At 68.6% G+C, this 15,150-nt stretch carries 14 protein-coding genes; 7 read left to right on the forward strand and 7 right to left on the reverse strand.

The annotated features are described in order from the left end of the window. The first annotated feature begins 80 nt into the window (after window positions 1-80). The 3 genes from AC3EU2_RS05795 (at window position 81) to AC3EU2_RS05805 (ending at window position 1,575) form a co-directional block, all read left to right on the forward strand. The gene (locus AC3EU2_RS05795; protein ID WP_488178765.1) at window positions 81-524 is read left to right on the forward strand and encodes a ferritin-like domain-containing protein; all 444 of its coding nucleotides are present in this window, start codon (window positions 81-83) and stop codon (window positions 522-524) included. Window positions 525-608: 84 nt separating this feature from the next. Next, window positions 609-971, forward strand: a complete 363-nt coding sequence (locus AC3EU2_RS05800) for a hypothetical protein (protein ID WP_488178766.1) — start codon at window positions 609-611, stop codon at window positions 969-971. Window positions 972-1,278: 307 nt separating this feature from the next. Next, window positions 1,279-1,575, forward strand: coding sequence for a type II toxin-antitoxin system VapC family toxin (locus tag AC3EU2_RS05805; RefSeq protein ID WP_488178767.1), 297 nt, complete (start codon window positions 1,279-1,281; stop codon window positions 1,573-1,575). 133 nt (window positions 1,576-1,708) lie between these two features. Here the strand turns inward: AC3EU2_RS05805 and AC3EU2_RS05810 are convergent, their stop codons facing one another. The 5 genes from AC3EU2_RS05810 to AC3EU2_RS05830 all read right to left on the reverse strand — a co-directional run bounded on the left by AC3EU2_RS05810 (window position 1,709) and on the right by AC3EU2_RS05830 (window position 8,856). Next, the gene (locus AC3EU2_RS05810; RefSeq protein ID WP_488178768.1) at window positions 1,709-2,296 is read right to left on the reverse strand and encodes a hypothetical protein; all 588 of its coding nucleotides are present in this window, start codon (window positions 2,294-2,296) and stop codon (window positions 1,709-1,711) included. A gap of 644 nt (window positions 2,297-2,940) precedes the next feature. Next, window positions 2,941-3,375 carry a HepT-like ribonuclease domain-containing protein gene (locus AC3EU2_RS05815; protein WP_488178769.1) on the reverse strand — a complete coding sequence of 145 codons (435 nt, stop codon included), beginning with the start codon at window positions 3,373-3,375 and terminating at the stop codon, window positions 2,941-2,943. Continuing rightward, window positions 3,372-3,842 (reverse strand): nucleotidyltransferase family protein, encoded by a 471-nt coding sequence (locus tag AC3EU2_RS05820; RefSeq protein ID WP_488178770.1) that lies wholly within the window; start codon window positions 3,840-3,842, stop codon window positions 3,372-3,374. The genes AC3EU2_RS05815 and AC3EU2_RS05820 overlap by 4 nt, the downstream gene beginning before the upstream one ends. A 524-nt stretch (window positions 3,843-4,366) precedes the next feature. Beyond that, window positions 4,367-4,492, reverse strand: coding sequence for a hypothetical protein (locus AC3EU2_RS05825; protein ID WP_488178771.1), 126 nt, complete (start codon window positions 4,490-4,492; stop codon window positions 4,367-4,369). A 71-nt stretch (window positions 4,493-4,563) separates the two neighbouring features. Then, window positions 4,564-8,856, reverse strand: coding sequence for an nSTAND1 domain-containing NTPase (locus AC3EU2_RS05830; RefSeq protein ID WP_488178772.1), 4,293 nt, complete (start codon window positions 8,854-8,856; stop codon window positions 4,564-4,566). A gap of 251 nt (window positions 8,857-9,107) precedes the next feature. Here AC3EU2_RS05830 and AC3EU2_RS05835 point away from each other — a divergent pair, with 251 nt between their 5' ends. Beyond that, window positions 9,108-10,031, forward strand: coding sequence for an SMP-30/gluconolactonase/LRE family protein (locus AC3EU2_RS05835; protein ID WP_488178773.1), 924 nt, complete (start codon window positions 9,108-9,110; stop codon window positions 10,029-10,031). A gap of 344 nt (window positions 10,032-10,375) precedes the next feature. Beyond that, complete coding sequence (locus tag AC3EU2_RS05840) at window positions 10,376-10,873, forward strand: hypothetical protein (protein ID WP_488178774.1); 498 nt, start codon at window positions 10,376-10,378, stop codon at window positions 10,871-10,873. Between the two features lie 56 nt (window positions 10,874-10,929). Here the strand turns inward: AC3EU2_RS05840 and AC3EU2_RS05845 are convergent, their stop codons facing one another. Beyond that, window positions 10,930-11,982, reverse strand: a complete 1,053-nt coding sequence (locus tag AC3EU2_RS05845) for a Fic family protein (RefSeq protein ID WP_488178775.1) — start codon at window positions 11,980-11,982, stop codon at window positions 10,930-10,932. 530 nt (window positions 11,983-12,512) lie between these two features. Here AC3EU2_RS05845 and AC3EU2_RS05850 point away from each other — a divergent pair. Both AC3EU2_RS05850 and AC3EU2_RS05855 read left to right on the forward strand, forming a co-directional pair. Continuing rightward, on the forward strand, window positions 12,513-13,154 hold the full coding sequence (locus AC3EU2_RS05850) for a UPF0158 family protein (protein WP_488178776.1): 642 nt from the start codon (window positions 12,513-12,515) through the stop codon (window positions 13,152-13,154). Between the two features lie 465 nt (window positions 13,155-13,619). Further along, window positions 13,620-13,856, forward strand: coding sequence for a hypothetical protein (locus AC3EU2_RS05855; RefSeq protein ID WP_488178777.1), 237 nt, complete (start codon window positions 13,620-13,622; stop codon window positions 13,854-13,856). Between the two features lie 15 nt (window positions 13,857-13,871). On the opposite strand, the gene AC3EU2_RS05860 is transcribed toward AC3EU2_RS05855, so the two are convergent. Continuing rightward, a complete protein-coding gene (locus AC3EU2_RS05860) occupies window positions 13,872-15,149 on the reverse strand; it encodes a tyrosine-type recombinase/integrase (protein WP_488178778.1) in 1,278 nt (425 codons plus the stop codon). Window position 15,150 lies beyond the last annotated feature (1 nt).

Consider the following 15,150-nt stretch of genomic DNA (forward strand, 5'->3'; position numbering starts at 1 on the left):
CCCCCGCACCCCGGCGCGCTCCTCGCGTACCGTCGTGAACGGCCCCACCGGGCCCTGACCCCACACGTGAAGGAGCGCCCATGTCGGACGACGAGAAGGCTGCCAAGGAGCTGGTCGAGACGCTGCGCGACGGCGAGAAGGGCTTCTCTGCCGCCGCTGACAAGCTGCGGGACGGCGACCGCCCCGAGTGGGCCACGCTGATGCAGCGCCTGTCCGAGCAGCGCGCGGACTTCGCCCGCGAGATCGTCGCCCTCGGTCACGAGTACGGCGACGACGTCGACGAGAGCGGCACCGCCGCCGCGGCCCTGCACCGTGGCTGGATCGCCCTCAAGGACGCCGTGACCGGCGACGACGCGAGCGCCGTGCTCGGGGCCGCCGCGACCGGCGAGGACCACGCGGTGTCCGAGTACGAGAAGGCGCTCGAGAAGGACCTCAGCGCCGGGTTCCGTGAGGTCGTCTCCCGCCAGCGCCAGGCCGTCGTCGCGGCACGCGACGAGGTCAAGGCGCTCCAGGCCGCCGACTGACGCGCCACATCCGACGACGGGCGTGGCGCTACGGTGCATCGCCCGTCGCTGGTCAGACGTCGTCCCGGGTGCCACGCTGGCGTCATGCCAGGTACGCAGGCTGCGACACCGCGACAGGCCGAGCAGGACGCGGTGCTCTGCTGCGCGGTCGCCGTGGCGTGCAGCCTGGCCTTCCTCGTGTTCGTCGCGCTGCCGGTGCACGTGGACGCGCTGGAGATCCCCGTCGCGCTCGAGGGCTTGTGGCCGTTGGGGCTTCTGGTCGGCGCGTTCCTCGGCCCGGTGGCCGCAGGTCTGGCGGCAGTCATCAGTGGGTCGGTGCTCCGGGCTCGAGGACCGGGCCTGACGAGGCGGGCCAGGCGTCTGCACTGGAGCACGATCACGGTGTCCACGGTGCTGCTCGTGGCGTACGTCGCGAGCTCGAGCGCCCTGCGAACCTGGTTGGACTAGCTGCCACGGCGGCATCACTCTCGCGAGCCGCCACCGCCAGCCTCGCGCCCATGCTCCTCAGAGCAAGTGCTGACACCGTCAAGAGGCGCTCGATGGTGGCTCCGGCGGTCAGGGCCTGGTTGACGTCGGGGCGCGGGCGGCCCTCAACGGGCTGCAGCCGCGCACCAGTCATTGCAGGAGTACCTGTGCTCCCGGCTGATCGCCGAAGCCGAGCAGCCCACCTTGGAGGAGGTCCTGGATCGGGCCGGCGGGCGATCCGGAGGGTCGGTCCCGCTCAGGGATGCGGTCAAGACCGTGCAGGTGGCTCGTGCTCGTCGTTGACGCCATCGTCCTTACGGTCGCGTTGGCCGACGACGGACTCGACGGGGATGCCGCTCGATCCCGGCTGCGCGGTGAGACGTTGGCCGCGCCAGAGCTGGTCGACCTCGAGGTCGCATCCGTCCTGCGTCGTCAGAACCGCGTGGGGATGCTCGACAACCGCCGGGCTGACTTGGCGATGACCGACCTGCGGGCGCTGCCGCTGCGCCGCGCCGCGCACCTGCCGCTGCTGCCCCGCTGTTGGGACCTGCGGGCCTGGCCGAGGCCCTGGACACGACCCTGTTGACGGGCGACCGACGACTTGCCCAAGCGGCCGGTCCCACCTGCATCATCGAGAATCTGCGAGCCTCCCGCTGATCCAGGGCGAGATCAGGCAAATGCCGCGTCCGAGCTTGCCTTTCCTGACGGCGGCGACGGGTTCACCTTCCCTGTTCGAAGGGGCGCACCTCGCCGAGAACCGCCCCATGCTTGCCGTTGACGATCACCCGAGGTGACCCTCGCTTGGTCAAAGCGAGGACGACCCGGCCGTGCCAAGGCACCACAACCGTACGGTCGTCGAGAATGAGCGATTCCACGTCGGCGCTGGTTCGTAGGACGACGTAGCGAATCCACCGACCGCTCCACGGCCACCGATCCACTCCCCCCTGGCCGTCATGGACCCCGCCGCTGCCATCGACCGCGACGAGCCCGGTGTCGATCCCGGTATCCGCTGTCTCTGGTGGGCCAAGAGCGGCCGGCAATCGGGTGGGGCGTGGGGCGAGCAGGTCATCCTCGGCAGAAGCACCGCCGCCGCCGAGCAGGTGCCAGCTCGCGCCATGCTTGCTCAGGACCCACGTCTCAGACATGACGCAGCCGACCCCACGCCGGGCGAACAGGGTGACCGCCACGTCGCCTGCGATGTCGACTGCCATCGGAGCGAACCGACGGCGCCGGCTCAACCGAGACACCGGCTGCGAGGGCCCGGACTGAATCAGTTGGACGCTCTCAGTGAACGCGTCGTAGGCCACGGCCACATGCTAGAAGGACTGTGGCTCGACACCACTCCATTCGGAGTGACGTCCAACTCTGCCGCTCTCCGCGCGGGAACATCGGCTAGAAGTTCTGTCCGTTGCCCCACTGGTTCGGCGTCGTGCTGGGCCCAGTCCCATACACCTGGTCGGGCACGTGGTGCGAATCTCCTGGGCCAGAGCTACGGCGCATCAGCACGACGATCGGGACGACAAACACGATGACACCGGCCAAGATCCACCACCACATGGGTTGCTCACTTCCGACGAGTGCCAGCATGACGAGATGCCCGAGTGTTCCGCGGCTGAGCAGTGGTGTCCAGTACATGAGCAAGCGGGTTGCGGATCAGCTGAACTGCACACCCATTCGTTGCTCACAATGAAGACGAGCTCCATGTTCGGACGACGAGGATCAGCACGGCCACCAGAAGATCCGGCGGTCCTGGCTGAACGAGTCAGCCCCCGACAGCGTTTCCGCTGGTCGGGGGCCCGTCGTCTGTCTCAACACAGAGTGCGCCCGAAGGGATTCGAACCCCTAACCTTCTGATCCGCAGGCACGCGAGGGCCCCTAATCGACCCGAATCCTGCTGCCACGTCGCGACGCACAGGACCGCGTTTCCGCAGGTCAGGTGGCCTGTGGCGGCTCAGTTCGGCCTCTGGCGCATCGTTACGGGACCGATACCGAAACCGAATTTTGGGGCCCATTTTGGGGCCCACGCGAGGCGGCCGCGTCGGACGGTCCTCGGAGCTTCACGAGAGCCGATGGATGGCAGCTCGACCACCTCGATCATCATCGGCAGGTCTCGATCGACTGTGCTGCGCACGATGGCCGGCTCGACCAGCAGGTAGCCGTGCGCGATCCGGTTCCGCATCCCCCACATCTGGTTCCAGACATCACCGGACAGCGCCTTGCGGTCGGCCGCGCTGAGCGCCGACAGCGCCTCGATCCCCGCCGAGAGCCGCATGCAGATCGCGTCGACCGTCTTCTGGTCGGCCAGGTCGCCCGAGCCGTATTCGGCCACGACCTCGAAGTGAGCCAACGCCTCTTCAAGCACCAACTTCGGCTGCCGGCGCCTCACAGGAGCACCGCCTCGTCACGAGCCCGGTCACGCAAGCCAGGGCGAAGCGAGCTCTCCGGCACCAGGTCAACAGGCACCCCGACCACAGCAGACACCTCGTCCTCGAGCCGACCCAGCTCCATCAAGCTCAGCGGGCGGCGCATCACGAACATCAAGTCGATGTCCGATCCTCCGTCATCGTCGCCCCGAGCCACCGAGCCGAACACCCGAACCTGTTCGCCGCCAGCGTCACTGACCAACCGCAGAATCTCGGACCGCGCGGTCCGCAGCCTTCGGGCCAAGGGGGTCGTTCCGTGGAACCGCAACAAGCGCGACACCTCGGGCTGGCTCCGACCGATCTGCTCGGCGATCTGCGCCTGAGTCATGCCCGCCGCGGCAGCGTTGCGCACTGCCCGCACCAGCGCCTCCCTGGCACGGCGCACGGCGGCATCACTCTCTCGAGCCACCTCTGCCAACCTCGCGTCCATGCCCCATTATAGCAAGTGCTATACACAATCCAGAAGGTGTCCATGCACCGCCTGGTTTCACGCACATGCCGAGTTCCGGACGTTGCGCAGGCGCTCAAGCAGCGTCACTTCGGCTCTCTTCTGTTGTCAACCGGCCGTCTTGCGGGGCAACTTCCCAGTCGTTGGGCTCGGAGCGCAGTCGCGCATTTGGCTGGGGGGTTGTCCCTTGTGTTGAGGCCTTGGTCGGCGCTGTGAGGCGCCTACCCCGAGGCCCGGCGCGGCTGTCGGCCACTGGCGCCCTTCCGGAGCCAGCCCGCCATCTTCAGCCGCCACCGATCTCGAGCGACGTGCCTGGCCTCAGCCGCGACCGACGGACAGTCGCCAGACCTGCTCGTGATGCGACCGGGGACACCGACCCATTCATTTTCGACCTAGCACGGTTCCAAAGTCGTGAACTCATCACTCCGCCGTCGACAAGACCTCCAATAGTCCCTGCGGACCGCCGTAGCCATCGGCCACCCATCGACCAGAAGGGCTCACGCAATTCAGGTCACGCCGCAGGCGTGCCAGCGCATGTCGGTCATCTGCACCTTGCGGGACAGCCCTGCGGTGAACAACGACAAGCCTTCCGTGGGCATCGCCCAGGACGCCTCACCGTTACCGATGATCACCCTGCCTTCTTGCACACGTCACGAGGCGGATGCCGTCCAGCCACCTCGGGTGGACGGGATCCGGCTCCGCGTCAGTGCGGGCAGACCTCGAACGGCTCGCGCTTGGGTAGGTAGGTCTGCCACTCCTCCTTCGTCAGGTCTCGACCGGCCGCCTGACAGGCGGCCCGGGTAGCTGCGGCCGGGGAGTAGTCCCAGACGTAGAGCCCTCCCTCCTCCGAGACGATGAGCACGCGCTTCTCATCCGCGGTGAAAGCAGCGCCGCCGAAAAACGCGCCGCCGATTCCGTCATCCCCGAGGCGGAGCGACCCGAGCGATTCGCCCCCTTGGGTGGCCGTGATGCTCACTATCTGCGCCTCCGAGGCGATCAGGCGGGCTCCGTCCCGGGAGAACCCGAGGTTCGCGAAGGCGTCGGCCTTCGTCGGACCCGACCGCACCTCGAGTGTCACTGGGTCGATGGTCGCCACCTGTTTGTTGTCCGACAGGACGCGATTCACCGAATTTGAACACTTGGAGATGCAGTTGAACCCGCCCACGGTGACGGTGCCATCGGCGGGGGACCGGGCGAACCACTCGACCATGAAGCCGAGGTCGTCCTTGCTCTTGACTACCGTGCCGGCGGTCAGGTCCACGAGGTGGAGGGCGCCGCCCACTGAGGCGAGCACACGGGCCCCGTCGGTGTCGACGTCCATGTTGAGGACCGGGAACCCTTGGTGCTCCAGCATTTCCGGCCCGACGTGGACGGGTCTACCCTCGGACCGCCCCGATGACGTGCTGAACGTGTGGAGCCATCCTTCGTCCGTGCCCACGACGATGCGCGAACCGTCGCCGCTAAAGCCCGTCGTGGTCGTGACCCCGTGGTCCTCTGGCACCCGGTACTCGGCCACCAGCCGTGCAGTGCGGGGATCCCACACCCGGACTGATTGGCCGCCCCAGGCGGTCGCGAACTGGCGCCCTGCGCGGTCCCAGGCGATGTCCCATCTCAAGTTCGAGTTGGGGAAGAAGTCGCTGGGTTTCGTCCACGTCCCCGACGCCACGTCGAGGAACTGGACGGCGAACGACCCCTGTCCGTCGAGTATGGCCACCGACCCCTGCCGTTCGAGCAGGGTGGCCACGGTGCGCCGGTCTGGCGAGATTCGGGCCCACTGAATATGGGCGTTGCCCGGCCGGGGCTGCAGTGCCATCGGGCGGACCAGCTGGCGGTCGCCGACGGCGTCCAAGGCCAGGGTCAGTCCGTCACCCCTCGCTTCGTAGACGGTGCGCATGTCCTTGGCGAAGGCGATGCCCTCCGGCTCGACGCGGTTGCCGGTGGGAAACAGCGTGCCAGCACTCTCGGGGTCGGCCAGGGGGCGGACCAGCAGGGTGTCGTCCACGGCGTACGCGATCATGTTTCCGTCCGCCGAGACCACGAAGTCGCCGGACACGTGGCCCTCGTTCGCGAGGACGGACGTCACCGACAGAGTCTGCGGGTCCAGCAGGGCCACGTTCGGGTCCCGAAGCACGGCCAGCTTCTTGCCGTCGGGCGTGAGGGCCAGCAGGAGCTCGTCGGTGACGGGCGCCGACTCGACCTCTCGGCCTTTGCGCACGTCCAGAGCGTGCACCTCACCGCCGCCCGTGACAAAGACCCTGGTCCCGTCCGGGCTGACGACGAGCTGGGACGCGAGGTAGGGGACGGTGAACGAGGCGACCGGTGCGGACATGTCATGCATGTCCCAGACTCGGACGTGGCTCGCGTTGTCGAGGTACTTGGGGTGGAGGAATGCCGCGCCTAGCCACCGGCCGTCGGTGCTGATGGAGAACGCCTCGCTCAGGGTCAGTCCCTCGGGCATGCCGCCGAGCTGGGTGTCGGCGAGCTCGGCGGTGAGCGGGTCGAGGACACGGAGGGGGGCGGGGTCCACCCGGCGCAGACCGGTGGGCGAGAAGGGGTTGACGGAGGCGAAAAGCTTCGTGCCGTCCGGGCTGAACTGCACTTTTCGGATGGGCACACTGCCGTTGGTCGCCTTCTCTTCCAGGTTGCCGGCGTCAAGGAGGTGGACCCCGCTGAGCATGCCGGCCGTGGCAAGGGTGCGCCCGTCCGGACTGATGGAGAGGGAGATGGTCGAGTCGCTGCGGGTCGAGTCGAGCAGCTGCAGGGTGCGGCCCATAACCGCGCTGAGGTTGCTCCTGGTGTCGGGGGTGTCGTCGAGCGCGGTCCCCGCCACGGCGAGGAGGAGCGCTCGGTCGAGCTCGATGCTGCGCAGGGCTTCGGCCCCCAACCGCCGAGCGTCCGCAGCCTTGGCCTGCTGCTCGGCAGACGCGGCCTCCTGGTCGGCGCGCTGCGCCGAGGTCACCGCCACAAAGCCGGCCACGAGCGCCACGGCCAGCAGGGCCGCCACTGAGGTCAGCCCCCACCGCAGCCGCCGGTTGGAGCGACGTTCCAGGCTCACCTGTTCCTCGGTGGCGCGCGCCTCGGCCTCGGCGAGCGCCGCAGACGCGTCGAGGAAGTCGCGTTCCGATGGGGTGAGGGTGGGGGCGCTTCGGGTGCGCCACTGCTGCGCGTTGGCTTTCCTAGGCCCCCGGTACAGCTCGCCGGGCGGTCGCCCGAGCTCCTCCCAGCTGTCGGCCGCCACCGCGAGGTGCCGCATGATCCGCAGGCCCTCCACGTCGTCGTCGAGCCAGGACCGCAGGCGCGGCCATGCGACGGCGAGCGCCTCGTGGGCGATCTCGACGCTGTCGCCATCGCTGCTGAGCAGCCGCGCACCCACGAGGCTCTCGATCACCGCCTCGCGCTCCTCGTCGGCGGCCACCGACCGTCGCGGAGCCCGGGTGCGCACCGGGTCGCCCGAGTCGCTGGGCACGACCAAGCGCAACATCAGGTCACGCAGCATGCCTTGCTGGCGGCCCGTCATCCCCCTGAACACCGTCTCGGCCGACTGGGACACCGCCTCCTGGATGCCGCCGGTAGCCGTGTAGCCAGACACCGTCAGGGTGTTCCCCTCGCGCCGGGCCCACGTCTGGCGCAGGACGTGGGACAGCAGGGGTAGCGCCCCGGGGGCTCCTCCTACCTCGCGGACGAGCAGGTCCACCAGTCCCGGCTCCAGCCGTAGCCCCGCCTGCACGGCGGGTCCCTCGATAGCCCGCCTGAGTGCGTCGGCTTCCATCGGCCCGAGGAGGTGCAGCCCTCGTTCGACCAGGTGCGCGAAGCCCGCGTACCGCGAGACCTCACCCAGTCGGTCGGCCCGCAGGGTAAGGACCAGCGGCCCCCTGCTGGCGATGTCGGCGAGCGCCGCGAGGAAGGCCGTGCGCTCGTCCGGGTCCACCTCGGGCGCCAGCACCTCCTCGCACTGGTCGACGACGAGCACGTCACCCCTGCGCTGGGGCAGGCCGCCCAGGACGTCCAACGGATGCCGTCCCGGCGTCATGACCCGCACCCGGCGCCCGTCCCGCTCCAGGGTGGCCGCGACGCCCGCCCTGGCCAGCGACGACTTCCCGCTCCCCGACGCCCCGACGATGGCCAGAGCACTGCCGGCGTCGAGGTGGGCCAGGCACGCCTCGATATCCGACTCCCGCCCGAAGAACGACCCGGCATCTTGGATGTCGTAGGCCACGAGCCCGGGGTACGGACAGACGGGGTTCGGCTCCGGCAGGGCGGCTTGCACCTCGACAGACGGATCCTGGCGCAGGATGGCCTGCTCGAGCGCCATGAGGTCGGAGCCAGGGTCGAGGCCGAGCTCGTTGACCATAACGGTGCGGGCCTGATGCAGGGTGTCGAGCGACTCGCGCTGGCGGCCGCCCTGGTACTGGGCCAGCGCCAACAGACCCCAGCGGCGCTCGCGGAACGGGGCGTCGTGCAGCAGCCGCACCGCGGGGGCGAGCGCGTCGCCGTGGCGGCCCGAGCGCAGCATCGCCTCGACGTGCAGCTCCTCGGCGTCACGGTGCAGCTCGACGAGGCGTTCGAGCTCGATCTGCCCTGGGGCCCACCCGTTGAGCTCGGTGAAGGGCTCGCCCCGCCACAGGCCGAGGGCTTCGCGCAGGAGGTAGGCGGCCCGCTCTGGCTCGCCGAGCTCGAGCAGCTCGCGGGCGCGGCCGACGAGCCGCTCAAACCGCAGGTGGTCAAGATGGTCGACGTGCACGCGCAACCGGTAGCCGTGCTCCGCAGTCTCGATGACGTTGTTGCCGAGAACCTTGCGAAGCCGCGAGACGCAGCCCTGCACGACCTTCGGCCATGACGTTGGTGGCGTCTCGCCCCAGATCGCCTCGGCGAGTGACTCGGCGCGCACCACCGCGCCCGGCCGGACCGCCAACGCCTCGAGCACCACGCGGTCGCGCAGGCCCATGGTCGAGGTCGTCCCGTCGAGCTCGAGCGGACCAAGCACGGCGATACCCACGCCTCGAATGTCGACCTGCCGAGACGGCCCGTCAAGGGGCGCGATACCGCCGTGATACCCGGGCGACACGACCATAGGACCGACCCATGTCACAACCGAGGAAGCCATCCGCCCGGGTGGCGTCACCTCGATCAAGAGGTCAGGTCATGTCCGCTCTTCGTACCCATGTCATCAGCAGCACCTCTCACCCGCAACGGGGACACCGCCACCGGATGGCTCCCAGAGGGGTCGCAAGGCACACCCACTTCACCGTGCTGAGAATCCCGATACCAGTGATCCTGGGCCTCTGTGTGCTGGTGAGCGCGTGCGGCGGCAGCGCGCCGGAAGTGGGCGCGAGCAGCAACGCTGCCGCACCGGGCCCACTGGCGGGTCGCGGCGAGGTGGAGCTGGTCAGCGACGGCTACGGGTTCACCGAAGGGCCCCAGTGGATGTCGGACGCCGGGGTGTTGCGCTTCACCGACGACAACAAGATCTTCGAGGTCGCCGCGGACGACAGCGTCACGACGTTCCGGAGCCCGAGCAACGGGGCCAACGGTCTCGCTGTCGACCGGCAAGGGCGGCTGCTGGCCGCCGAAGCCGAATCGCGTCGAGTGACCCGCACCGAGAGCGATGGCACGGTGACGCCCATCGCACAGCGATTCCAAGGACATCGGCTCAATCAACCCAACGACATCGTCGTCCGTTCCGATGGCACCATCTACTTCACCGATCCAACGTTCGGCGATGACGCCGTTGCTGATGCCGAGCTCGACTTCAGGGGGATCTTCCGGATCGCTCCCGACGGTGAGCTCACCGCCGAACGGCGCGGCACCATCGAAGAGGCACCCAACGGCGTCGCCCTCTCCCCCGACGAGCGTCTGCTCTACGTCTCGGACTACACGGGCGACCGGGTCTGGAGCTTCGACGTCGCCACTGACGGCTCCCTGTCCGAGGCTCGCACGTTCGTGGAGGCAGTCAGCCCAGACGGCCTGGCGGTCGACCTCGACGGGAACCTGTTCGTCGCCGCCGAGAACGGAATCGCCGTCTTCGCACCTGACGGCAAACCGTGGGGCGTCATCGCCGTGCCGCAGGTTCCCGCCAACTGCGCCTTCGGCGGCGCAGACGGCCGCATGTTGTACATCACCGCCCGCGAGGGGCTGTACCGACTGCGGCTGGGGCGGCCCGGTCCGTACTGATCTCGGCCATCCGCAAAAGGAGAGTGGAACTCAACCCATCAGGTGTGGTCGCGGAGCCGGTCGAGGAACCGCTCGGCGTCGCCGACGCGGGGAGGGTTGTTGCAGATGACGTACGGCGACGGGCGGCCATCGACAGGGTTCCGCAGCCGGCGCAGTTCGTCATCGGTGCGGACGTGCCGCGATCCGTCGGTGCAGTACAGCCGGTAGTAGCGGCAAGAACGCGAGTCCTGCGAGGTTTGGCAAGGCATGGGCGTCAAATAGTGGCAGTCCCGAACGTCCGGACATGCCGCACTCGGCGAAGGAGGATGTGGCTCCTGACGCTCCAGCGGTGAAAGGATCAAGACGTGTCACAGGATGTGCGCCTTGAAGAGTGCTCTGCACCGGCGCTGCGGGACGTTGCGGTGACCACCCGCCTTCACCTCCAGGTCTCACCTTGGCAAGACAGCCGCGCCGGGGTTGGCTACGCGGTCCATGAGGCCGGCGCGCTGCCGCGCCGGCCGGTGTGGGAGACGTTCCGATTGCTAGAGGAGGGGGCTGACTCCATGGCCTTGCACCCCTTTCCGGCAGAAGACCATCAGACGCCCGGGCACGGCGACGACAACGACTTGGTGATGACGATCGCGGCTGGCGTGCAGGATCTGGCCCAGATGCTGTTGTGGGAACGGGGGCAGGACGCGACCTGGCCGTCCTGTCCCGTTCATCCGCGCGGCCATGCCCTGCGCGTCCTAGATCGTCGGATGAGTTGGAGCATGAAGGACGGGGTACCCGTCGTAGACGAGGACAGCGGCGCGATCTGGACCTGTCCGAAGGACGATTTCAGGACGCCGATAGGCACGCTCTGAGGCCGACCCAAGCGGCCCCGATTACCCCACATGCCGCAAGGCGTGTGGCGAGTGGCTTACTTGGTCACACGCAACCACACGGCCGAGCGTCCTGTGCCCTGTGGCTTGAGAAGCCCTTCGTCCCTCAGCTCATTGAGGACGAGTCGGATGGTGGGATCGCTGATTCCGGGTAGCGCGGCTCTGACATCGGAGATCGCAAAAACGGGAGCACCGTGCCTCAAGACGTGCTCACGGACGCGTTCCGATTTCGTGCTTCCAGACCTATCGGCGGCGACACCCTCAGCGAACCGCGCGTAGCCGCGAGCCAGGAGTTTGCTGAAGTACGCCAGCCAGGGCCACGGGTCGTTGGCGTGGTCGTTCCAGTCGTGGGTTGAGTCAAGCAACGCCTGGTAGTAGTCGTCGGCAGATTCGGCAATGAGCTGTTCGAGCGACACGTAGCGGCCGACCCCATACCCGGCCTCGGCGAGGAGGGCGTTCGTCAGCGCGCGTGCCACGCGACCATTGCCGTCGTCGAACGGGTGGATGATGAGCAGATCCAAGACGAACAGGCCGACGAGGAGCACGGGGTGGTGCTGGTTTGCCTTGAGGGCTTCGGCGTAGCGGTCGATGAGGTCGGCGGCGTAGTACTCGGTGCGAGCGGCAGGGACGGGTCTGAATCGGACGGTCTGGATTCCGTCGGGAGACCGGTCGACGACAAGGTTGTCGCTCTGCTTGAAGGTTCCGTTGGTGGCCTTGGTATCCGCGAACAGCAGCCGATGCAGGTGAAGGAGCAGGCCGACGTTCAGGGGGCGCCAGTCGTCGGCGAAGAGGTAATCGAGGGCAGCACGGTAGCCGGCGAGCTCTTGTTCGCTGCGGGTGCGCAGCTCGATGGGTTTGTTGGCGATGATGGCGGCCGCACGGCTGCGGTTCTTGACGACGACGCCCTCGAGGGCAGACGACGCAGTGATGCTCGCGACCCGAGCGCGGTTGGCCAGCTCGGTAAGTAGGTCGGGTACCTGATTGAGGTACAGCCCCTCGCTGCCTTGGCCTCGGTCGATGTCGCGTAACGTCATGACCAAGGGCGCTGGCACAGCGCCGAGGACTCGGTCAAGGTCGACGAACGAGTGCATCAGAAGCCCTCACAGACGGTCTAAACTAGATAATGCGGCAGCCGCTTATGTAGTTTAGACCGTCTATGAGGGTATTCGGGTAACTACTGCGCCGGCGCGCCAACCGCTGTCGCCTCGGTCTGCTCCGTGGCTGACCGGGTCTGGAAGTCCCAAGGGAAGTCACGATGACGTGCCCCGCCTGCAAAAGTGTCGACGAGCGATGAGGGATCGTCGACGCCGCTCCTGTTGTTCCTCTTCTTCTTCATCCTCGTCATCGTCGTCATGATCATCGTGACTCGGGAGGTTGATTCGGCATGTCTCCGGTTCGGCTGTTCGAGGTCGTCCGGACATGCCGCGGACAGTGCCGCGCGGCTCGAGGCTGCTGACTCTCGCATTCGCCGCGGCCTTCATCGGCATTCCGCCGTGACAGCCGACTTCGGGGGCACAGCCACTTGTTGACGCGTGGGTGGTAGCAGAATGGCGGGGTGTCGCTTCGGGAGTACCGCACGCAGCTGCGGGGTGCCACTGCTCGCGCAGACTCTCCGGTCCTGGTGGAGCTGTTGACGTCGAGCCCGTCGCCCAAGGATGCGCTGCAACTGGTCGGCGACGCCATCCTCGTCGTGGTCGCTAGCGATGCGACCGACGCGTGGGTGTTGGCGCGGCAGTGCATTGCCATGCTGGAGGAACGCGGCTGGGAGGGCGATGCCGAACTTGCTGCCGCGCTGGCGTCAGCGGGCAACGACGGCCCGACGCCGATGCTTCGGCCCGTGCCGGTGGACCTGGACGAGCTGGCCTCGGTTTTGGAGGGCGACCCGGTACACGGAGGCGGCCGGCTTGATCTGCGGACCGGAGAGGTATGGCCACAGTCCGTCGTCGACGACTTCGATGACGACGAGGAAGAAGATGACGACGAGGACGACTCGAGCTGGTTGTGGGTGGACCCGCAGGGCTCACGTGCAGGGCACCGCGACATGGAACTGTTCATCGGCACTGTCGAGGACCCCGCACTGGCCGACCGTCTGACCATTGCGGTTGCTGGGCGCGGCGCGTTTCGCCGCTTCAACGACGTCATCGCCGCCGACCCGGCCGCCGCCGATCGGTGGTACACCCTCAGCGATGATCGGCTGCGCGGCCGCGCCCGCTCTTGGCTCGCCGCGCAGGGTTACAGCCCGATCCGGGCCCACCAGCCCTGATCTGGCCAGCCGGACGGTCATCCTCATCATCTCGACTACACCGAGCACGCCCGCTGCCTCGCTCCTGCGCACCGATTCACGAGCGCTCGGCCTACCCGACCGTGCATCGCCGTGCGCTCGCACCTGCACGTACGTCCCCACCTAGAAGTCCGAGATCTCATGGCCCACACACCTCATGCACTCCGGGGTCCGGCTATATCGTTGTGACGAAGAAATCCGCACCCACAGGCCAGAAGGGACGTCGTGAAGAACCCTGAGTCGGCGGAGCGAGCCGAGGTGTCCGCGCCCCCCGCGACGACGCGGGCGCGGCCCGCCCCACGAGCACCGGGCCAGGTCGTCGTGTGCGGGTGGTGCGGGGCGGAGGTGGCCGTCCCGGCCCGCGGTCGCTTGCCGAAATGGTGCTCGGGGACGTGTCGGCACCGGGCGTGGGAGCAGACGCGCGCTGCCGCGTCCGGGCGTGCGGCCGTGACCGTGGTGGACCGCGTCGTGGAGACGGTACGGACCGAGACCGTGGTCCAGCACCACCGGACGACGGTGCCCGTAGCCGTCCATCCCGCGAGTGCCCACGAGTGGGCGCGGCTGCTGGAGGAGCTCGCCGTCGGGCTGGACACGGGACGGGTCTACGACCGCGACCTGCCGGTGCTGATCCCGGCGGCCAACGCGCTGATCGACGCCCTTGAGCGACGGATCCAGCGCCGTTGACGAGCCCGCAATGTGTCAGCCAGGCGGCTGGCGACTCCCCGCTGGTTCCGCAGAGGCGGCGCCCCACAGTGCCCCACCCATCCGCCGGGCCGCCTCATGCCGGAGCTCGTCGACGGCGTGGACGTAGCGCTGCGCGGTGGCCAGCTCGGTCCAGCCCATGATCGCCATGACGGTGCGGATGTCGACGCCCTGCAGCAGCAGCAGGGTGGCCGCGGTGTGTCGGGCGTCGTGCAGGCGCACCTCGCGCACCTCGGCGTCGCGCAGGATCTGCTTCCAGTCGCGGTAGTCGGCATGCGGGTCGATGAGCGCGCCCCAGTCGGTGCAGAAGACGAGGTCGTGGGTGTGGTCCCAGACGTTGGCCCGCTCCAGCTTGAGCCGCAGCTGCACCGCCCGGTGGGCGCGCAGCTCGGCCACGAGCGGCGGCGGTAGGGCCACCGAGCGCCGGGACGATCGGGTCTTGGGCTCGACCAGCACCAGTCCCCCGTCGCGTCGCTGCGGGCACTCCGAGCCGCGGGTGTGGCCACACGCCGGCTCCGCCCGCCGTCGCGGGCTGCAGCCGTGGCTCCACGTGCGCCGCTGCACGGCACGTCGCACCCGCAGGACGCCGGTGTCGAGGTCGACGTCGTCCCACATCAAGCCGAGCGCCTCCCCTTGGCGCAGCCCCAGGGACAGCGCAACCGACCAGCGGGTCCCGTTCAGCCGTCCCCGCGACGCCCGCAGGATGGCTCGGCACTCGTCCACGGTCAGCGGTTCGATCTCGGTTCTATCCACCCGCGGTGGGCGTGCCAGGGCTGCAGGATTGGTGACCAGACGCTGGCGCCGGACCGCCTCGTTGAGGCTGGAGCGCAGGACTCGGTGAACGCCGTGTACGACGTGGGTCGAGCGGCCGTCGTCGATCAGCTGGCGGTAGAGGCGCTCGAGGGTCTCGGGCCGCAGCTCGGTCAGCCGCGCGGGTCCGATGGACGGGATGACGTGGACGCGCAGGTGGCTGGCGTACCCGGAGCGGGTCTTCCACCGCACCGACAACGGCAGGATCTCCTCGAGCCAGTGCTCGAGCCACTGCTCGACGGTGATGTTGTCGAGGAGCCAGGGCTGCTGGCCGCTCTCGCGTGAGTTCTCCAGCTCTCGCACGGCGGCGTCGAGTTCGCGCTTGGTCGCCCGACTGAGGTGGCGGCGGTCCCGCTCCCCGTCGAGACGGCGCCCGACGGTGACCCTGGCGTGCCACCGGCCGTCGGCGCCGCGGTACTTCGTCGCGGCGGTGTCAGCGGTGCTGGCTCGGGGCCTACCGCGCATC

The organism is Knoellia sp. B-D-2 (assembly GCF_057714695.1).

What these genes read in the sequence shown, in the direction of transcription:
- AC3EU2_RS05845 (WP_488178775.1), bottom strand. Translation starts at nt 11,982, where the DNA reads ATGCACTCGTTCGTCGACCTTGACCGAGTCCTCGGCGCTGTGCCAGCG.
- AC3EU2_RS05860 (WP_488178778.1), bottom strand. Translation starts at nt 15,149, where the DNA reads ATGCGCGGTAGGCCCCGAGCCAGCACCGCTGACACCGCCGCGACGAAG.
- AC3EU2_RS05820 (WP_488178770.1), bottom strand. Translation starts at nt 3,842, where the DNA reads ATGGACGCGAGGTTGGCAGAGGTGGCTCGAGAGAGTGATGCCGCCGTG.
- AC3EU2_RS05800 (WP_488178766.1), top strand. Translation starts at nt 609, where the DNA reads ATGCCAGGTACGCAGGCTGCGACACCGCGACAGGCCGAGCAGGACGCG.
- AC3EU2_RS05795 (WP_488178765.1), top strand. Translation starts at nt 81, where the DNA reads ATGTCGGACGACGAGAAGGCTGCCAAGGAGCTGGTCGAGACGCTGCGC.